Consider the following 19,614-nt stretch of genomic DNA (forward strand, 5'->3'; position numbering starts at 1 on the left):
CCAAGCGCGATCAGACGCGCCATCTCGTCGGGTTCAATTGGAATCATTCGCTTGCCGGAGCGGTTCTCGACTGTCACGGGCCATTTGATGGCGGTGGCAACATCACGGCAGGCTAGGCAGTTATGCCATTCGATCGGCACCTATATCGTAGTCGCCCGCAACTATTGTCTCATCAACGCCCGGCAATCTGAACGGCCGGTCGAAATGGATTGTCCGGTTGATCGTTCAGTCGAACATGACATCTCCTCTCCATACCGGCATTTGTAGCCGGCACGCGATCTCGTTTGTGATGATGGTTGTGGGCCGATACCGCTGCAGGGCGCAGCGCTACGACGCGACGATCTAAGGGGGAAATGGCGAGAGTTTCTGACGCGCGAGAAGCCAAGCAGGCTTAAATCGATTTAATGAGCATGCGCGTCAATTGAGGTCAATTCAAGGTCAGCGTAGGCCAACCGGGATGTGTGGAACATTCGCGAAGGTTCGTGTGCTGGAATCCCTGAAGAAAGGGGAGAACGTCATGAAGGCTGGCGAACTATTGAATTGGCCCGGGCGCTAAACCGGCGCACCGTCAGGTAACATGTGCGCTCCAACACGTGATGCGCGATGCCGCCGAGAGCAAGCACCTCAAAGACGCGTCTATCAAGCATCTCGCAGAGACAAAGGTCCATGTCGAGCGGCTGGACGAAGTGTTCAGGATCACCGGCAAAAAGCCTGAAAAGACGTGTGACGCGATCATGGGAAGGCGCCTCGATCATGGAAGAGTATCCAGGTTCGCCCGCGCTCGACGCCGGACTGCTTGCAGCCGCACAGGCTGTCGAACACAAATGTCACGCTAACGGCGCGCTGAGGACCTGGGCGCTGGAGCTGGGCATGAAAGACGCCGCCAAGCTGCTTCTGACGACGCTTGACGAAGAGCAGGCGCGGAGATTGCCCTGACCGCGACCGCCACCAAGGTCGTCAATCAGACCGCCGAAAAGCGGCCTGACGCAAACACCAGCCCGGCCTTATCCTTTTATCGAGCCGGGCAAAGGCTACGGTCTCAAGCTTCGCGTCGGGACCGGGACTCTAGCAAAGCTTCTCGGCTAAAGCCGGGGGTCCAGTCTGTCGTCTCCACTCATGATATCAGACTGCGATCACGAAAGTGCTTCCCATATCTTTGCAGCGGGATCACAGTGATGGCAGGCAAACTCTTAAGCAGGCCTCAAGTTCGGTCTGCGGATATGCCTCCAACCAAAGGAGGACAAGATGTCTTCCAACGTAGCCTCCCATGTCCCCGTTCCCCTCGATATGCTCAAACGGGTGCTCGACACCGTCGGGATATTCGATGTCGGGAGTGCGTGGCACCGCGCGAAAAGACGAGCCGCAGCTCGATTGCTGATCTCGGCTTTTCAACGCGGCACTTGCTCCGAAGCAGCGCTCGTCACCATTCTGATGAGCCAGATCGAAATGCTCTCGCCACCTTTCCCGTGTGAAGATGTCGACCGCTGGGAAAACGAAGGTGGCGGCGTACAGCCTGATCTCGCAACGCCGGAGACAGTCCATTGATCGGATGGGGCACCAATTGCCGTTTTCTTCTGCATTGCTCACTTTGGTGCCGGTAGCCGCTATCTCCTCGACAGGCAAAGCATGAGGTCACTGCCAGGCCATTGCTATCGCCGGGCCGCCGGTGAGAAGCGCCCGGCCAGACAGGAACTTCAGTAAGGCCCGATTTACAACGTTGCTCAGTTCTCTGAGCTGGTTGCCAAATCCACGGGCAAGCCGGAGGCTGCTTGGACCCGTCCCTCGATCTCGGCTGCCACCCACTCGAGAAACAGATTGTACGCGACCGCCAACAATGTGGGCCCAAGAAAGAGCCCAATCAACCCAAAGGCGAGCACCCCGCCAACCAGTCCAAACAAACTGAGCAACACCGGCAGATTGGTGTTTTGGTTGAGCAGGTACGGCCGCAGGAAATTGTCGATGCTGCTGACAAGAAGAAAACCCCACAAGCCAACGAAAATCGCCCAGCCCATGGAACCTTGGAGCAGAAGCCAAAGCCCCACCGGCACCCAAAGAAACGGTGGACCACCCGGCACGAATGACAGCGCAAAAGTTAGGCAACCCAACAATACGGGCTGGGGCACACCGGCGATCCAGAAGCCGGTACCGGCAAGCAAGCCCTGCGCAAGCGCGGTTCCGATCATCCCATAGACGACCCCCTTTACGGTCGCACCGATGACCGTCAGCAGCCTCTTGGACCGCGGGCCAGCAACGCGCTCGCTGATCTGGCGCATGAAGCCGATCATGCGACGACCATGCAGAAACAGAAAGAAGGTGATGAATATGCTGAGGGCAAGTTCAATCAGGACGCCGCCGAGGGCCGCTCCGCCTGAAAGCGCGATGTCCGTGATTGGGCCTGTTAATTTCTTGAGCTCAGCTATGAACGCTGGAGCATCGTGAGCGAGGTTCTCCCAGTAGGCCGCGACGCCTTCGCCGAGGATGGGTAGACCGTTGACCCAGTTGGGTGGCGCCGAAGGCCCTTCCTCCAGGACCTGCGTAATCGCTTCTGCCAGGTTCTCAATGTCGTCCACGAGCGCGGTCACAAAGAACGCAAGCGGTGCTGCCAAAGCAAAGACCACCACCATCGTCATTATCGCCGCGGCAGCGGCACGGTATCCTCCGACGGCACGTTCGCATTGGCGGTAGAGAGGCCACGTCGAAAAACAGATAACCGCAGCCCATAGCAAAGCCGAGAGGAAGGGCCAAAGCACCAGCGCGCAGCCGACAAATAGAAGTGTAAGCGCACCGAGAGCGAGTACAGAGCCTATCCAGCTGCGAAGATCTAACATTACCGATCCGCCTCCTCTGGACCGATCGCCGTTTTGCCAGAAAGCGGGGCGACGCCTCGCATGGCAAGTCATTGGACGGCCACTGCGGAAACGCTGAAACCTGGCAGCGGTCAGAGGTTCAGAACGAGTAGCTCCGACGGGCGTTGCTGAAACACTCTCGGAGCTAGGGATGCGCGGAACTCACTGACCCATAATGCTGCGATCCGGTCACGATGGGCCTCAAAGGGATCGCTTCGAGAAATCCGATCAGTCCAGGATAGGGGAGTGCCCGCCCGTGACGAACGGCTCAATACCAGCGACCGCGACCGTACCAGCCGCCGCCCAGCAAGAGAACAACGAGAACGATGATGAGTAGTGTGGTGATATCCATCGGGGCCTCTTGGGAGTACCTGGTTATCGTCGATCAGGATGATTGACGATGCTATTTCCTGCCGTACTCCAACGTAGGATGTAACGCGCCAAATGCGCGTTCGTTCCGGCGCCAGCGGTGGGCGACGGTAAACCCGCTCGCCATTGTTCAGAGCTGTTATTTGGCGCGACGCCAGACGCCGTTGACCATCGCCCATGACGTTTCCCGTCTTCTCTTAGCGGCTTGCCGCCATGGGCCCTCTGTCAAGCCGCACAATCATCTTCAGATGACCTTTCGCATCTCCAAAGGACCAGCAATCTCCAATTGCCGGACTACGCCTCCATAAATGTAAGCGTGATCACCCTTGGGGCGGGGTATATCAGTTTCGCCAGGCGGCTATCTCAGGGATCTGATCGGCAAAAGGCCGGGGGAATTCTCCCTCGGCCCGATGCTGATGGCGTTGATGCGGGTGAAAAAGAGTGCTGGCTGGAAAGCCGGATAGTGCTATGGCGAACCGGCTGCTAAGCTTTGATGATTGGACGAGAGGAGCAAAGCATGCCGTTCGAGCCTCGATCACCACGCCTGGCGGTCCTTATCGACGCTGACAATACCTCGGCAAAGATCGCCGACGGGTTGTTCGAAGAGGTGGCAAAGATCGGGGAAGCGAGTGTCCGCCGCATTTACGGCGATTTCTCGGGCACGCGTTCCAAGGCCTGGGCGGATGTGCTCGCGAAACACGCGATCATTCCCCAGCAGCAGTTCGCCTACACCACCGGCAAGAACGCTTCAGATATCACGCTCGTGATCGACGCCATGGACCTGCTGCATAGTGGTCGTTTTGATGGCTTCTGCCTCGTTTCGTCCGATAGCGATTTCACGCGTTTGGCCGCCCGTATTCGCGAGCAGGGCATCGACGTTTTTGGCTTTGGCGAACAAAAGACTCCGGAGAGCTTCCGGCAGGCCTGCCGCCGATTCATCTACACTGAGAACCTGCTCGCAGACGCAGGGAAAGACGAACAGGATACCGCATCAGCCGCAAAGTCCTTGCAACCGGTGAGCGCCGCCGTGCCGTTGATAAAAAAAGTTCTTGCCCAAGAAGAAACCGAGGAAGGTTGGGTAAACCTCGGTACTGTTGGCAAGCAACTGCTCAACTTGGCACCAGACTTTGATCCGCGTACCTTCGGGTTTCGAAAGCGCAGCGACCTCATCCGAAAGACAAACAAGTTCGAGGTCCAGCATGCGGAGGGCCGGCCCGTCAGCATTCGCCTGAAGCAAGGTACCAAGGCACAGTAAAGATTGCAGGCATACGCCCTCCAACATACTCGCATCGGACGACATAGTCAGCCGTTGACGTCGCCGGGTTCAGAGCTCCGGTAACGCCTGGGAGTGCAACCGGCGGTATCGGCTCCGCAGCGGGCTCTGAGCATGGAATAGCGATCTCCGAACGTAGTAGGGCTTCGGCCGATGGAATGCTGGGCAGACGCCGGGCCGCAGCGCCTCCTATCAACACACGCTGCGAATGTTTCTTCACGGGCGGAGGCGACTGCCGGCCAGCTTGGGGCTATTGAGAATACGCAGCGCTCGCGCTGCATTTTTAGGGCTGAGCCCTTCCATCTTCCAGGTGCCTATTTCTGCGGTCTTTCCCGTGAAGAGGTGATAAATCGAATAGGTTCCGTCTCCGTCGAAACGGCGACCATACTGACCGAGCTGTTCAGACCTGTTCGGCGCCCCCCCTTCGGATTCCCATTCGCTGATGACGAACGCGTGTTCTTCGTGTTTGCTTTTCATTGCGGCAGCCGATGTACCACGACTGGCGACACTGCTCTGCTATCGGCCGCCATGCCCTGTTCATCGGCTGCGGATTGTCTTTCGTTGCTCTCTTGCTCGTGGCCGAGTTCATCATTGCGGATGCGATACCGAGGCGAGATGTACCTGAAGCGGATTTGGCGATGTGGATCGTTTCCGCCGCACGGGGTGAAATATTTGCGCGATCTCTATGGCCCACTGACAGACCGGTCGGGATCGATGGTGACACTTTAACGTTGCCGATACGGTTAGGGTGACGGCAAGATTGCGGCTATTCGCCAGGTGCCACTATCTCGCCGAGGTCTAGCATCCAAAATGGTCGGTCGAAATGGACTTTCGATGTTTCGTCCGGGCAACACGCTGCCCTCCTTTTCTGCGGCATACGTGGGCGAGATTCAGCCGGGATCGGGCCGTTTGGCGTCAATCACTGCGCAGCGCGCCGCAGGTGAATATGCGAAATCGAGATCGATAAGTTTGGTAAAGCAAAAAGCCAATCTTGCGCCAAAAGCAATCAAAACTCTCTATGCCTTGAATACGTCTTTACTTTGTTTGCTAATTGCTAATCTGTTTTATCGAAAAATACGTCCAGACTCTATAAATATACGAGCACTGATAAATCGAGATGCGGTCGTTTTCGGCTCAAATTTATGCACGATAATTATTTGAAACGTACTTTTTAATGAACAATTGAATTGGTTGTTTACATTAAATCTTTTAAAGCGCACTGTAGTAAATCTGGATTGCCATTGGCTCCTGGTCGGAGCGCGGGCCCGCAACGATCCCGATAATCACCTGATTAAAGGGAATTAATCCATGACCTTCGGACAAATCCTTGAACATGCAAAACCCTACGCCATTGGTTTGGTGGTCGGGCTTTTCTTCAGCCCAATCATCGGCTTCAATGCGGGATGGCTCACCACTACGACTGCCAGCAATCTGGCGGCAGAAACGGCCAGAGTGGACGCCTTTGCCGGCATCTGTTCAGACACCGCTGGACGAATGGCTACTGCCACCAGCACGGATCTCGCAACGCTTCAGGGCTACGCCAATCGTGCGAAGCGTGACGAACTCGTAGCGAGCATTATGGCCAACATCCAAGTTCCAGCTGACGTCGTCAGCAAGGTCAGCACGAGTTGCAGTCGCGCACTATCGTGAAGCGCGGTAACGCGGCTCGTTGGGAATCTCGACGAAACATAGGAGATCGTTATGAAAAACCTCATTCCCGCCCGCTTCTCTACGTACGACTTCACGCGCCTGTTGGTATCGCTTGCGTTTACGCTGGCGATTGCAGTGATTGTCTATTCGGTCCTCTTCGGAAGCATCCTGTAGTCGCCTGATCATGCGTGCATCCGGGCTACGAGGCTGGAAAACGTCCTGGATGGACGTTCGGGGTGCCGCGCCTTTGAAAAAAGCTGGTAAGCAATCCAGACATTAGCTCTTTCAGGCGAGTAAAATGGGCCCGGCATTGGGAAGAGTTGGTCGGGACTTTATCCATGACACAGGCTCAGGCTTTCGCCTTCGCCATTCTGATCGGCCTGATGGTCGCTTTCATTTGGGGACGGCTCCGCTACGACCTCATTGCGGTTCTCGCGTTGCTTGCCGCAGTTTTCACCGGGATAGTGCCCCACAAGGCAGCGTTTTCCGGCTTCGGCGACGACATTGTCATCATTGTAGCCAGCGCGCTGGTCGTCAGCGCCGCGATTGAGCGAAGTGGCGTGATAGAGGCACTCCTCCATCGGGCGGCGCCAAGCGTGACCTCTGTCCAGGGTCAGGTTGTCATTCTCGTGACGACTGTCTCGGTACTCTCCATCTTCATCAAGAACATCGGCGCTTTGGCGATGATGATCCCAGTCGCATTCCAGATGGCGCGCCGGTCGAAAGCCTCCCCGTCGTCTTTTCTCATGCCTATGGCGTTCGCTTCCTTGCTTGGCGGTCTCACGACTCTCATCGGAACATCGCCAAACATCGTCGTCTCCCGGATGCGCGAGGAACTGACGGGCCGCCCTTTCAACATGTTCGATTTCACCCCCGTCGGCATAGGGCTTGCCGCAGCGGGCGTGATCTTTCTGGCGTTTGGTTACCGGCTGCTTCCAAAGGAGCGCAAGGCGGCCGCGACAATGGAGAAGGCGCTGAACATTAACGACTACATGACAGAGGCCCGCATCACTGCGACTTCGTCCGTCATCGGCAAGTCGATCCGTCACCTGTCGATCTTGTTGGACGAGGAGGTTCTGGTCACTGGCCTCATTCGCAATCGGGTCGAACCGCTGATGCCCCTGCCGGAGGTCATTCTCCATCAAGGCGATATCGTTCTGTTGGAAGGAGACCCTCAGGCGCTCGAACGGGGCATCAGTCGTGCGCGTTTGGAACTTGAGGGGCACGACCGCCCGACGGAAGCAAAGGGAGCCGATGAGGAGATTGCCGGAATTGAAGCAGTGATCGGCCCGAAATCAGTCTTGATCGGGCAAACCGCCAAACGTTTGGCGCTGCATGATCGCTTCAATATCAATCTACTCGCGGTAAGCCGAAGCAGCGAACGATTCACTGATCGATTGCGCGACATCGTGTTAAGACCAGGCGACGTTCTCGTTTTGAAGGGCGATCTCGTGCTTCTCCCGACCAGGTTGATGGAACTCGGACTTCTTCCGTTGGTCGGACGCGAAATCCGCTTGGGGAACCCCCGAAAAGGCCTGATGCCGGTGGTGGTCCTGGCTGGTGCCATGATGCTAACGGCATTCGGCCTGCTGCCCGTCTCCACGGCCTTCTTTACGGCTGCCGTGCTGACGGTAATGCTCGGTTCACTTTCGCTTCGGGAAGCTTACGAGGCTGTCGATTGGCCCATACTGATAATGTTGGGCGCTCTCATTCCGGTCAGCGAGTCGATCCGTGTGACCGGTGGTGCCGACCTAATCGCCGGCGGCCTCGCTCAACTTGCTGCCACGTTGCCTCCCTATGGGGCCCTTGCAATGATCATGGTGGTCGCAATGGCCGCAACACCGTTCCTGAACAATGCAGCCACCGTTCTCGTCGTCGCGCCGATCGCTGTCACCCTTGCTCAGCGCCTTGGCTACAATCCGGACGCCTTTTTGATGGCAGTCGCGGTGGGGGCGGCTTGTGATTTTCTTACGCCTGTTGGGCACCAGTGCAACACCTTGGTGTTGGGACCCGGCGGTTATCGTTTCAGCGACTATTGGAAGTTGGGGCTGCCGCTCTCGTTCATTGTGGTCGTGCTGGGCGTGCCTCTGATCCTGTGGTTTTGGCCGCCCCTTTAGCGCAAGCGTTGTTTCAATTCCATTTTCAGATTCACCGTGGTGGCATCTAAGGTCTGCCGGTGGCACGGGAGACGAGCACCTCAGACGCGGAATTATTATTCCGCTTTTCAAGTTAAGCCGAATGTATGCGGTCTTACTCCCGCACTCGAGGGGTGGCTGTTCGAACATCGCGTAGACGGGGTGCTACTATGCCCGGCCGCGTCTCTCGCGAGTTGAGGGCAGGCAATCGCCGACCCAGACAATAGAACGCGGAGCGGCGCCGATGGAGCGAGCTACGACAACTGCCAGGAGATATCAGCCAGTTCAGCGCCAGGATACCCAGGGCTGCAGAGATGACGGAAGCGCTGAGAATGCCGAGCTTGACGGAATCAGAAGCTCGGCAGGAACGGAGCCATGGTGAAGCCGAACCCGGCGAGGAGGCTTCCGGCAGCCAACAGTGTCCATAATAGCTCGTCTGGACAGGCCCCAAAAACGCAGTTTCACGGCGCGGGCGGCAACCTTCACAATAGAGTCTCGATAACACCGGCTTCAATTTCGTTGCAAAGGCGGGCAGTGAGCAACTCCTGGCCGAACCGTCGTCTGGATCGAGTAATGGCAAGCTAGTGCAATGATCAGAATACGTCCAGAGAGCTGAGCAATAGAATTATGCCGACGACTACAACAACGATCTGGGCCATCTGCTTCATCGTCGAGTCAATCGGAAGTTTTTGCACAAGATACAGCACCAAGGGGATGATAAGGGCCGTGACCAGGACGCTAATTATGATGGACATGCCCAGGTTTCCTTCGAAGGAACCGCCTGCCGGCAGCGCCACACCGATCATGCGCCGATAAAAAGAGAACGTCAGCGATGCTCTTAGTATCTAGGCCCACAGTCTAAATAGTCTTACGTAGATTGATATCGGCATAGGAAGCACATGGTTTCAACGCACTCGAAACTTTCGAGCGGCAGAAACCCGAACCTTAACCTTATTGATGCCACGTAAGCTACAATCGCGAAGGTTTGTTTTCGCTAGCAGCTTAATATAGATCGATGATCGAAAAGGGGTCAAGTAATACCAAATTGATACACGCCGCCTGACGATAAGCCGACTTCGACAATTCTTATCCCTACGTGTGAGATACCGCTCTTCCATGGCAGCCCCGGAACATTTCCCCGTGCTTTGGAGTGATTTCGTATCACGTCAATTTTCGCGGTCGGATCGCATGCCGTTCCCTGCCAGAACTGTCCTCTGGCTGTAGCATCCTGCGAAACTCATCCCGACGTTCATGAATGGAGGCTATCACTGGCCCCATGGGAATGCCGATGCCAACGAGCACCGCCTGCGACAACTGGAGGCTGGCTTCGATGGTTTCTGGCACCGCATCTGTCACTTTGAGCTCGTATAATTCAGTTGCGTGCACCGCATCTCGTGCGCGCGCGACAATAGTGAGATCCGCCCGCTCGGATCTTGCAGAAGAGACGATAGACGCCACTGCCTCGGCATCGTCCAAGGTCACAACAAGCGCGCGAGCACTCTGGATTCCGCAGCGTCGAAGCAACTCGGTTCGGGTGGCGTCGCCATAATAGATCGTGGTGCCGCGCCCTCGCTCCTTGCCGACAAGCACGGGATCGGCGTCGACCGCCAGGAACTTCAACCCATGTCGCGTGAGCATCTCAGCGACCAGTTGCCCGACACGTCCATATCCAACCACGATCACACGCTCCAAGCCGTCGTCATGCTCAGGCGTTAATCCTGCAAACGAAGGATCGACCGCACCGGCAGGTGCCCGGTCGCGGTCTAGCAGTCGCACCAGCAAGGGAACGCCGATCATCGTTAAGGTTGCCGCAACCGTGGCAGTGGCGGCAACGGCACCAGGGACCACATTGCCGGCCACAGCAGCACCGATAAGGATCAATGCGAACTCGCCACCAGGTCCCAATACAAGCGCGACCTCGCCGGCATTGCGGGTCGTTAGTCCTGATAGGCGCGCGATGGGAAAAAGGGTGAGAGCCTTTGTGGCAAAAAGGCCGATGGCGACGCCAAGGGTGACGACAGGGTTGGCAATGATCTCGGATAGATCCAGGCGAGCTCCCACGGAGACGAAGAAAAGCCCAAGCAAAAGCCCCTGGAACGGTTGGATGGTAACCTCGACCTGACGACGATACTCGGTTTCAGCGAGCAAGAGACCCGCAACGAAAGCACCCAGCGCCATCGACTGACCACTGAGGGCTGTGATTAGACCGGAGCCAACTACGACCAACAGGCATGCAGCGACGAACAATTCGTTACTTTTTGTCGTTGCGACCAGCTTGAACAAAGGGCGCAGAATGAGGCGACCGAGGCCCGCCATCGCGAAAAGCGCTACAACGGCTGGCGCCAGAGCATACAACAGGCCGGCACCGAGCCCCGTCCCCCCACGTGTGCCCAAAATCGTCACCATGAACAAAAGAGGCGCCACCGCGAGATCCTGGAAGAGCAGTACGGCGAAACTGGCCCGTCCAACCGTCGTGTTCAGCAGTCTGCGCTCAACAAGCGACGGTATGATGATCGCCGTCGACGACATGGCGAGCGCACTGCCCAGCACCACCGCTGAAGCCGGTGTCTGGCCCAGCAAGCCCGCAATCGCCGCGAGGATGCCTGTCGCGGTGAGAACCTGCAAGCCACCCAATCCGAAGACGAGTTTGCGCATGAGCAGAAGACGGCTCCACGACAGCTCGAGCGCGATCATAAAAAGCAGGAACGCCACGCCGAACTCCGCAAGATGCGCGATCTGCCCAGCGTCAGTGATAGAGATTGCCGAGAGCCACGGCCAATCTCCAACGAGCGCTCCAAGACCGAAGGGACCAAGCAGGATGCCGGCTGCGAGAAAACCAAAAACCGGGCTCACTTTCAATCGCCCAAACAGTGGTACAATGACGCCGGCCGTCGTCAGAAAAAGCAGAAGCTCTTTGTAATTTTCTGGTCCTGGTGTCATCGATAGCTCACACCCCTTGGCTCAGAGTGACGGGCTCATACAAGCCGACTTGCATCTCTTTCCTCCACTGAAGGATCCTACTCTCATTTTCAGAGGGATGTCCCCAGTGTGGTATCCAAGACTGGCGCTGCGACAGCTCCGTGCCCAGACGAATGGTTTCGTGACGTTAGCAGGTCATCTACCGCACGAGCGGGCCGTATGAGGCCGTAACAGAGCTTTGTGCATTTAGAGCAGCTTTAGAAGCGCTCGCCGAAATCACGATTAAGGCCTCTGCTTCAGATCGTACCCCTCGTAGGGCGGCCAACAGCTTCCTTGAGCGAAAGACACGACAAAGCTTGGAGAGGAATTGCAAGAAGCCGTCATGTTGGCCGTGGGGCCATATCACCGCGAGCAATATATCGACTGGTTCGTCGTCAGGTGCGTTGAACTCGATCGGTTCGCGCAGGGTAACAAGAACTTTGGTCGGAGCTACCAAACCCGGAATAAACGCGTGCGGCAAGGCAAAGCCTTGCCCGAAACCCGTGGAACCAAGAGCTTCCCGTTCAAGCAGGCCATCTAAAATGACATCGGGTGGGACGCGCGTGCGCTGCGCCAGGTGAGATGAAATAGCTTGGAGAGCCGCCCGCCCGCCCCTCGCCGGCACGCCGAGCATCAAGTCATCTTCAAAGCGGAGGTCTTTACCATTCATCTTTTCTTCACCGCTTCTCTCTTGCCGGGCAAAGATCGGGCTGGTTTCATTCCCTATGGCCCAAAATTGAACTGGTGCCTCGTCCCTCCGATTTCAAGCTATGGCGCTGCATTCGATCGGGAACCAGCAAACCAGAACACACTAGCACACCGCGGCCGACACTTCGGTTGGTCGGTCGGCATCAGGTGTTTATTCGTCCCCCAGCGCTCAACGCCATTGCAATGGCCGCCATTTCAACCCGCAGCTTGTCCATGCGCCGCGGCAAGCCTTCCAACACAAAGTCGCACTCGCTTGCCACGACAGCAATCGTCCGCGATAAGCGCGCTTCCCAAGTCCGACGACACGAGCATTCGATCCTACGACGTCCCGGGTTCCAGACGCTCATTTCTTGCCGAGAGCATGCCGTTTTGCGCGCCGCCCGGAGGCTGCCACCGCGGCCAAGGTTGCGGCAATCGCCAGAGCGCAAAGCACGGCCTTCGATGTCGTCTCCATCGTGCCCTCGACCAAGAGAGCGTGGACGGCGCCGCCAAAAACGACGACGCTGACGAGGCTCTTATGACCCACCCGCCAGACATGCGCCGAGAAGCGACGCCGGAGCGCAGCGAGCAATGCGGCGGCGAAAAGTGCCCACATGGCGCCGACACCGAAGACAGAAAACGGTGTCGGCGAGCGCAACAGCAGCGCGTCAACTATATCGGGTGGACTAGTGATCCACAGGCCCACGACGTGAACGACAACCGCCGCGATCAGGATGACGCCCACCGCGCGGTGGGCCCGCTGTCCGCGCAGCAAGTGGAGGCCGGGAAGCCAGCCGCCCGCGAGCAGCGGCTGCACCAGCGCGAGGCAGAGCGCCACCACGCCGGCAAAGCTGGCCGCGATATAGACCGGGTCGCGCGAGGCCAGATATTCGCTCGTCGCGGCAAAAGTCATCGGCATGATGATCGCAAACGCCAGGCCGGTCCAGATCAGCAGAGCGCGGGCCAAGTGCAACAAAGCGAGCTCAGGCCGGCTGCAAGACGAAATGTGCCTCGAGGCTGGTGTCCTTCGGACTAGATAGCAAAGGCCGAAGAAAAACGGTCTCGTACTCGCCGCTGTCATAGGTGAGGTGCGCATGTGCCTGGCCGAGCGCCGGCACGATCTGCGGCATTTCAAGCCGGAACGCGCCGTTGGCGTCGGTCAGCGTCGCGCCGTGACTGTGCCAGTCGCGTTCGCTGCCTTCGGTGGTATGCGCCCAAATTTGGATGCGCTGGCCCGCCAGAGGGGCGCCGTCGCCGGCCCGGCGCACCGTGCCCGACATCCAGAAGCCGCCGCCCCCGATGCGCTCGACGATCGGAGCACCGGGCATGTAGTTGTTGGCTCCCCCGCGCATCGAGGGGGTCGCGGCAAGCCCCGCGGCACGGGCAGGCAACTTGAGGCTTGCAAGCCCTGCCACAGCAAAGGCAGCGCCAGCGGCAAGCAAGGTTCGGCGCTCGAAACGGATGCCAGACATTCCGATCTCCTTCCCGAATTCGATGATGAACGGAGTGGAAACTTAGCGCCTTTTCGGTCGCCGACCAATCGAGGCGGCGAACAAATGAGGGCACGGTTTCGTGATGGCGAGAGCGTCAGCCAACTAGCGGGCGATCTGTGTTGAAAACAGGCTCGCAGGGATTTCGGGGTTGTCAGCATCCGTCACAAGAAGAAGTTCCACAGCCCCGTCGCCCTCGGTGGCATGTATGCCCTCTATCTTGTGCGGGTATTCGAGTAGATCAAAGGCAACAAGGATGCCTCGTTCGTCGACAATTCCAATGCCCGCACCAAGGCACGGACCGTCAAGATAGGCATTCTCCGTATTCTCAGCCACGGCACTGAAGACCATGTCTCCATTGGACAAGGCTGCCGCATCCGTAAAACCGAAGGGCGTTCCCTGGATGGCGCCCAGATCGAAGCGATCGACCGCTGAGGGCCCCAGCGGATCAACTTGATCGTTCGAAAGCGCGTTGAGCACCGCACGCAGCGGGTAGCGAGCGATGGCATTGTCATTGCGGCGCTTGTTGCCGCGCTGAAGCAAGAGAAGTTCTTCACCGACAACCACTGCGCCTTCGATGTTGAGCTCGCCAAATTCCCCCGCGAGCGGATCGAGAATGAATGAGAGATCAACGTTTTTGGGAGGTGTGGAGATGGCGCCCTGCGCATCGAGACCGAGCAGAACGCCTTTTTTACGATTGGGCCGCGATCCAGAACCGATCGCAAAGAGCGCCCCATACGAAAGGTCGCAGAAAGGTGGGAGAAAGGTCAGCGCTTCCAAATCAGGCTTGCGTTTCTTGCGGTCGCCCTTCGTCTCGGGCAGTTCGCCGTCAAACAGACGGATCAAGCGACCTGAGCCAGCAACCGGAAACACTCCAAGGTGAAGTTCGTCGTCCGCGATCACATAAAGCGCCGTACCCAGGCATTGCAGCCCGCTTGCAGCACTTAGGTGCAAGGAACGGGAAGCCGAGCCCACATCGATGTCGAGATCGCGCACCTTCTCAAGCTTGATCACGGCCGATAGCTCCTTCGAAACGACCTTGCGTGTCTGTTCTCAAGCTGCAGGCGGCGCCTAGTGGAGTGGTTCCGTTACCAGTCGCGCCGGAGATCCTTCGCCCGCGGAAAGAACAGGGTCCCCATCAGTACGTCATGCGTTGTTCACATCGCGTTCCCAGTACCAGGCAACATACATCATCCTGCGATCATGTTTCCGCGCTTTGAGAAATGTCTTGATCGTTCGTACATCCGTCTTTTCGCAGGCAACCCAGACAAACGTCTCGTCGTTGGCCCCCTCAATTGCTGCTTTCGCCTCGGACACGAGAACATCGGCGGCGCCGTTCGGGTAGCTCGCCCGGTGCAACCATTGCACATTGAGCACGCCATCGGTTTGAAGCGGCTGCTCTTCCGCCTTGTCCTCAACCTCGATGATAGCACGCAAGTTGGTTCCAGGAGGAGCCTCCGCCGCAATCCTCGCTATAGCTGGCAGCGCGCTCTCGTCCCCGATCAGCAAATTCGACCGCGCCTCCGGCAGTCCGCCTGCGCCCGGGCCAAGCAGGGCGGCGACATCACCAGGTCTTGCGTCGCGGGCAAAATCCGCACCTGGTGTCGATACGCCGGGAGCTGGGTGTTGCAGGAAATCGATCCACAACTCGCCCCGATCGCAATCGACGGCGCGGATGGTATAGACCCGGACAAGCAGCGCGTTCTCACCCTCCGGCCAAGCGATACGGCCGTCTTCCCGGAAGCCGGGCCAGACCGGCGGTTTGCCCTTCGGCGGCACCAACAGGCGGACGTGCATGTCGCCATGCACGAAAGGCGTCACATTGGTGCAGGAAAAAATCACGCGACGCATATGCGGCGTGACATCGTGTGCGGAAACGACGGTCACCTCGTGGAGGTTCGGAAGCGCCGACAGAGAAGTTGGCTCCGACCAGGTCAATTCGAACGGCTGGTCTTCGGCAAAATAGAAAAGATGTTCCGCCAGGATCGTGCGGCTCATGTGCAGCGTTTCGCGCGTCGGGCAGTCGAGCTCGATCTGCAGCTGTGCGTTTTCAATCCTGATGCGGGCGACGCCGAGCTTGCTTCGCAATACCACAAGGTCGTCTTTCCGTTCGACCTCGGCATGCTCGACAAAATGCTCACAGATCTCCTCGAGCATGTCGGCCGGACTGACGGGGACGGCTATACCGGACAGCTTGAAATTAGCCGCGTTCATGCGCTCTCCTTTTGTGATGCATCACCCATGCCGCCGATGGCGGACATCCGGTGTCGCCCGATCGGTAGCATGATCGGCCGCCCTGAAGTCGGGTCACTGATGACGCGGTTTTCGAGCCCGAAAACCTGCCGTACGGTCTCTTCTGTGAGCACATCTTCCGGCGTGCCCGAAACATGCACACGCCCACCAGCGATCGCCACGAGATGGTCGGCATAGCGGGCAGCAAGGTTGAGATCGTGCAGCACCATGACGACCGTCGTCCCACGTGTACCGTTGAGATCGGTCAGAAGATCGAGCACTTCGATCTGATGGTTGATGTCGAGAAAGGTCGTCGGTTCATCGAGTAGCAGGATGTCGGTCTGCTGTGCGAGGGCCATCGCAATCCAGACGCGCTGCCTCTGGCCGCCTGAGAGCTCGTCGATCGGCCGTTCGGCAAGATCAATTGTCTTTGTTACCGCAAGTGCACTGTCGACCGCCTCGTCGTCCCGTCGCGTCCATCGAGAAAACAGGCTTTGATGCGGATGCCGTCCCCTGCTGACGAGGTCGGCCACGGTGATACCCTCCGGGGCGATCGGCGATTGCGGCAGAAGTCCCAGCGTGCGGGCGAGCTCGCGCGACGGCGTCCGGTGGATGGACTTGCCGTCAAGCAGAACCTGGCCTTCGCTGGGCGCGATCAATCGCGAGAGCGTGCGAAGAAATGTGGACTTGCCACAGGCATTGGCGCCAACGATCACCGTGATCTTACCCGGGGGAATGGCGAGGTCGAGCTCGCGCAGGATTTCGGTGTTGTCGTAGCCGGCCGTCAATCCGCTGGCGACGAGCAGATGATCGGTCATAATGACCCTCCGATCCGATTGATGCGAACGATGAGGTAAAGGAGGTAAGGCGCTCCAAGTGCTCCGGTTACGACCCCAACTGGGTAGCGGCCCGGCAGAAGGTGCTGACCGACATAGTCGGCCATAAGCACCAGAACGGCGCCCGTCAGCGCAGACGGTATCAGCAGCGAGCCGTCGTTTCGTACGATCCGGCCGGCGATCGGTCCCGACAGGAACGCGACGAAAGCAATGGGCCCCGTCGCGGCGGTCGCCGACGCGATCAGGCCGACCGCAGCTACAATCACCAGCATCCGCGTCCGAGACACCCTCGTTCCAAGGGCGGCCGCTATTTCGTCGCCAAGGCGCAGCGTCTCAAGATCGCGACCGCTAACGAGCAGTAGCCCGCCGAAGAAGAGGAGGGCGAGCAGGAGCGGCAGCGCCTGGCCGAGCTGAGCCCCGTTGACGCTGCCGGTCAGCCAACGCATCGCTTCCTGCAAGTTCCAGGCCGGTGCTGACTGCAAAATGTAGGCGATGACACTTTGAAGCATGGCGGAGACGCCAATACCGACGAGGATCAGCCGGGTACCGGCGACGCCGTGCTTGAAGGAAAGGCCGTAGACGAGCAGAGCAACCCCGAGGCCCGCGACAACGGCGATGACCGAGACCATCGGTCCGTTCACCGACAGGACGACAATGGCGAAAACGGCAGCCGCCCCCGCCCCGGAACTGATCCCAATGATATCCGGGCTAGCGAGCGGATTGCGTAACATGACCTGAAACGCAACGCCGCCCAGTCCGAAGCACAAGCCTGCAAGAACCGACATCACCGCGCGCGGCAACCTCAGTTGTCCCACCGTGAAGGATACGCCAGGAACCGCTTCCCCCATCAACACCCGCAAGACATCGCCCGGCGGTGTGATGGATTGCCCAACCGACAAGGTGACGGTGAAGATCGCTACGACCAGGGCCAGCAACACGGCAAGAATGAACGCATGCCTGCGCACGCGCTTGCGACGGTGTGCGATGACGACATCGGGGGTGGACGAGGAAGTTGTCACAGTTCCCTCACGCGCTGGCGCCGGACGATCCAGATGAAGAAAGGCGCACCGATCAGCGCGGTGACGATGCCGACGTCGATCTCCGAGGGGCGCGCGACGGTGCGCCCGACAACATCCGCAGCAAGCAAGAGGCACGCGCCTGCAAGCGCCGAAAAAGGCAGCAGCCATCGATGGTCGACGCCGATCAGCATGCGGCAGGCATGCGGCACGACCAGGCCGAGAAAGCCGATCGGCCCGCACACGGCGGTCGTGGCGCCACACAGAAGGATGGCGCCGATGGAGGCGACGGCGCGTGCGGTTGCAACGCTTTCACCAAGGCCGGTTGCAAGCTCGTCGCCGAGCGCAAGAGAGTTGAGTTTTCTGGCCGACAACAGGCTGATCAGGAAACCTGTGAACAGAAACGGCAAGACGGGAAGGATGCGCTCGTAAGTCGCACCACCGACACCACCAATCTGCCAGGAATGAACACCGCCCGCGATATCGCCACGGGGCAAAACGATGGCGATAAGCAAGGACGAGAACGCGATCGACGTTGCCGCACCCGCGAGCGCCATCTTGAGAGGTGTTGCGCCGCCCCTGCCGAGCGAACCTATGGTGTAGACGAAGATCGCGGCGGACCCGGCACCCAGGATCGCCACCCAGATATACGCATAGAGCGACGACATCCCGAACCACGCGACGCCGACGACGACAGCAAGAGACGCGCCCATGTTGACCCCGAGGATGCCAGGGTCGGCAAGCGGATTGCGGGTCACGCCTTGCATGATCGCTCCGGCCAGGCCGAGGGCACCGCCGGCCAACAGTGCCAGCAAGGTCCGAGGGATGCGCAAGGCGACTGATGCACGACCGATATTGTCTTGCGCTCCGGCCAGCGCCGCGAGGATATCTCCCCACCCGACATAGCGCGTACCGACCGTGACAGAGGCGACAAGCAAGAGGATGAGGAGCGCGAAAAGCGCTGCCAGCCAAAGACTTCGCATGCGGTTGGAACGGGAAACCGGCGACCAACGCCGGTCCGATATCTTGACGATCCCTGCCTTCATTTCGCCTTCTTGGCTGCCTCGCTCAGCAGCTTCACGTAGTCCTTCAGGACCCAACTGATCGACAGAGGCGTGGGATTGGCGGCATTGCCGACCGCGTTGTTGCCGAGCATCACGATCGAATCTCGTGCAACGGCAGGCATGTGCAGCATCAGCGCGTTGGCTTTCAAAGCATCGAATAGCATTCCGTCGCCGTAGGTCACGAGAATATCGACATCGTCGAAGGCATCGATCTCTTCGGCGCTCACCGAACCTGAGAACTTACCAGGCTGCGACGCCTGCACCACGCTTTTCGGCGACGCGAGCCCAAGATCTGCGAAGAACCGGACGCGCGTATCGTTGGTCGTGTAAAAATTGACGGTGCTGAGGTCCCAGGAGCTCAGATGCGTGATGAACATCGCCGTTTTGCCCTTGAGTTCCGGATGACCGCCAAGCGTTTGGGCAATGTCTGCTTCAATGCTGGCGATCAGCGCTTGCCCTTCAGCAGCCATGCCGAGCCCCGCGCTGTTTAACCGGATCGTCTCGCGCCAGTCGGTTGACCAGGGAGCCTCCGGATAAGCGATGACAGGTGCAATCTGGCTCAAGGTGTCATAGTCCGCCTGGCTAAGACCGGAATAGGCCGCCAAGATCACGTCCGGTCGCGTGGCGGCGACCGCCTCGAAATCGATGCCATCGCCCTCATCGAAAAGCACCGGTTTTTCAGCCTTGAGCTCGTCCAGCCGTGCGGCCACCCATGGCAGAATGCCATCACCGTCATCGTCACCGAAGTTGGCCCGCGCCATGCCGACCGGAACGATGCCAAGAGCCAGCGGTACTTCGTGGTTCGCCCAGGCAACGGTTGCGACCCGCTCCGGCTTCTTTTCCAGGACGGTCGTGCCGAAGGCGTGCTTAATCGTGATGGGATAAGTCGCGCTCTCGGCAGCGAACGCAAGGTCGTGCCTGCCGGGCCAGCAAAGGGCGATCATCGCCAACACGGCGAAACGAACTAGCTTCATCGCCCCACTCCATCCGATATTAAAAGTTGACCCCAAGTCTCAGCTTAATTACCCGACGTCAACGTCAAAGCAGCCGATCTTCTG

General features: G+C 58.7%; 18 protein-coding genes and 2 pseudogenes. 6 read left to right on the forward strand and 14 right to left on the reverse strand.

Translation table 11 applies throughout. The features are described 5' to 3' along the window. Window positions 1-539 precede the first annotated feature (539 nt). Together ASD63_RS35445 and ASD63_RS35450 are read left to right on the forward strand one after the other, a co-directional pair. A pseudogene (locus tag ASD63_RS35445) lies at window positions 540-938 on the forward strand (DUF892 family protein); the annotation flags it as partial. 307 nt (window positions 939-1,245) lie between these two features. Further along, the gene (locus ASD63_RS35450; protein WP_089046020.1) at window positions 1,246-1,545 is read left to right on the forward strand and encodes a hypothetical protein; all 300 of its coding nucleotides are present in this window, start codon (window positions 1,246-1,248) and stop codon (window positions 1,543-1,545) included. Window positions 1,546-1,721: 176 nt separating this feature from the next. Here ASD63_RS35450 and ASD63_RS11060 read toward each other — a convergent pair whose 3' ends face one another. Continuing rightward, window positions 1,722-2,828: an AI-2E family transporter gene (locus tag ASD63_RS11060; protein WP_060529274.1), complete on the reverse strand. Its 1,107-nt coding sequence runs from the start codon at window positions 2,826-2,828 to the stop codon at window positions 1,722-1,724. Window positions 2,829-3,732: 904 nt separating this feature from the next. Here ASD63_RS11060 and ASD63_RS11065 point away from each other — a divergent pair. Next, a complete protein-coding gene (locus tag ASD63_RS11065) occupies window positions 3,733-4,470 on the forward strand; it encodes an NYN domain-containing protein (protein WP_060529275.1) in 738 nt (245 codons plus the stop codon). A 234-nt stretch (window positions 4,471-4,704) separates the two neighbouring features. On the opposite strand, the gene ASD63_RS34095 is transcribed toward ASD63_RS11065, so the two are convergent. Then, window positions 4,705-4,965 (reverse strand): hypothetical protein, encoded by a 261-nt coding sequence (locus tag ASD63_RS34095; RefSeq protein ID WP_060520234.1) that lies wholly within the window; start codon window positions 4,963-4,965, stop codon window positions 4,705-4,707. Window positions 4,966-5,796: 831 nt separating this feature from the next. Between ASD63_RS34095 and ASD63_RS11070 the strand changes: the two genes are divergently transcribed. The 3 genes from ASD63_RS11070 (at window position 5,797) to ASD63_RS11075 (ending at window position 8,255) form a co-directional block, all read left to right on the forward strand. Further along, window positions 5,797-6,138, forward strand: coding sequence for a hypothetical protein (locus ASD63_RS11070; protein WP_029742644.1), 342 nt, complete (start codon window positions 5,797-5,799; stop codon window positions 6,136-6,138). A 51-nt stretch (window positions 6,139-6,189) separates the two neighbouring features. Next, entirely contained in the window at window positions 6,190-6,312 is a 123-nt protein-coding gene (locus ASD63_RS36610) for a hypothetical protein (protein ID WP_029742645.1), read from the forward strand. Window positions 6,313-6,476: 164 nt separating this feature from the next. After that, the gene (locus ASD63_RS11075) at window positions 6,477-8,255 is read left to right on the forward strand and encodes an SLC13 family permease (protein ID WP_060520235.1); all 1,779 of its coding nucleotides are present in this window, start codon (window positions 6,477-6,479) and stop codon (window positions 8,253-8,255) included. Window positions 8,256-8,541: 286 nt separating this feature from the next. Here ASD63_RS11075 and ASD63_RS36095 read toward each other — a convergent pair. The 12 genes and pseudogenes from ASD63_RS36095 to ASD63_RS11125 all read right to left on the reverse strand — a co-directional run. After that, window positions 8,542-8,719 (reverse strand): annotated as a pseudogene (locus ASD63_RS36095) (Na+/H+ antiporter NhaA); the annotation flags it as partial. Window positions 8,720-8,866: 147 nt separating this feature from the next. Beyond that, window positions 8,867-9,028 (reverse strand): Thivi_2564 family membrane protein, encoded by a 162-nt coding sequence (locus ASD63_RS36755; RefSeq protein ID WP_089046019.1) that lies wholly within the window; start codon window positions 9,026-9,028, stop codon window positions 8,867-8,869. Between the two features lie 406 nt (window positions 9,029-9,434). Beyond that, window positions 9,435-11,213 (reverse strand): cation:proton antiporter, encoded by a 1,779-nt coding sequence (locus ASD63_RS11080; protein WP_060529276.1) that lies wholly within the window; start codon window positions 11,211-11,213, stop codon window positions 9,435-9,437. 178 nt (window positions 11,214-11,391) lie between these two features. Beyond that, window positions 11,392-11,901, reverse strand: a complete 510-nt coding sequence (locus tag ASD63_RS11085) for a PTS sugar transporter subunit IIA (protein WP_060529277.1) — start codon at window positions 11,899-11,901, stop codon at window positions 11,392-11,394. Between the two features lie 381 nt (window positions 11,902-12,282). Continuing rightward, window positions 12,283-12,891, reverse strand: a complete 609-nt coding sequence (locus tag ASD63_RS11090) for a ferric reductase-like transmembrane domain-containing protein (protein ID WP_244495192.1) — start codon at window positions 12,889-12,891, stop codon at window positions 12,283-12,285. 10 nt (window positions 12,892-12,901) lie between these two features. Next, complete coding sequence (locus tag ASD63_RS11095) at window positions 12,902-13,390, reverse strand: hypothetical protein (RefSeq protein ID WP_060529278.1); 489 nt, start codon at window positions 13,388-13,390, stop codon at window positions 12,902-12,904. 123 nt (window positions 13,391-13,513) lie between these two features. Beyond that, complete coding sequence (locus ASD63_RS11100; RefSeq protein ID WP_060529279.1) at window positions 13,514-14,422, reverse strand: hypothetical protein; 909 nt, start codon at window positions 14,420-14,422, stop codon at window positions 13,514-13,516. Between the two features lie 132 nt (window positions 14,423-14,554). Beyond that, complete coding sequence (locus tag ASD63_RS11105; RefSeq protein WP_060520241.1) at window positions 14,555-15,622, reverse strand: DUF2218 domain-containing protein; 1,068 nt, start codon at window positions 15,620-15,622, stop codon at window positions 14,555-14,557. After that, entirely contained in the window at window positions 15,619-16,458 is an 840-nt protein-coding gene (locus tag ASD63_RS11110) for an ABC transporter ATP-binding protein (RefSeq protein ID WP_060520242.1), read from the reverse strand. The genes ASD63_RS11105 and ASD63_RS11110 overlap by 4 nt, the downstream gene beginning before the upstream one ends. Beyond that, the gene (locus ASD63_RS11115; RefSeq protein ID WP_060520243.1) at window positions 16,455-17,495 is read right to left on the reverse strand and encodes an iron ABC transporter permease; all 1,041 of its coding nucleotides are present in this window, start codon (window positions 17,493-17,495) and stop codon (window positions 16,455-16,457) included. The genes ASD63_RS11110 and ASD63_RS11115 overlap by 4 nt, the downstream gene beginning before the upstream one ends. Continuing rightward, the gene (locus ASD63_RS11120; protein WP_060520244.1) at window positions 17,492-18,538 is read right to left on the reverse strand and encodes an iron ABC transporter permease; all 1,047 of its coding nucleotides are present in this window, start codon (window positions 18,536-18,538) and stop codon (window positions 17,492-17,494) included. The genes ASD63_RS11115 and ASD63_RS11120 overlap by 4 nt, the downstream gene beginning before the upstream one ends. Beyond that, window positions 18,535-19,530, reverse strand: coding sequence for an iron-siderophore ABC transporter substrate-binding protein (locus ASD63_RS11125; RefSeq protein ID WP_060520245.1), 996 nt, complete (start codon window positions 19,528-19,530; stop codon window positions 18,535-18,537). Before ASD63_RS11125 ends, ASD63_RS11120 begins: the two co-directional genes overlap by 4 nt. Window positions 19,531-19,614: the final 84 nt, after the last annotated feature.

Origin of the sequence: Ensifer sp. Root558 (genome assembly GCF_001427045.1) — a bacterium.
GTDB lineage: Bacteria > Pseudomonadota > Alphaproteobacteria > Rhizobiales > Rhizobiaceae > Ensifer > Ensifer adhaerens.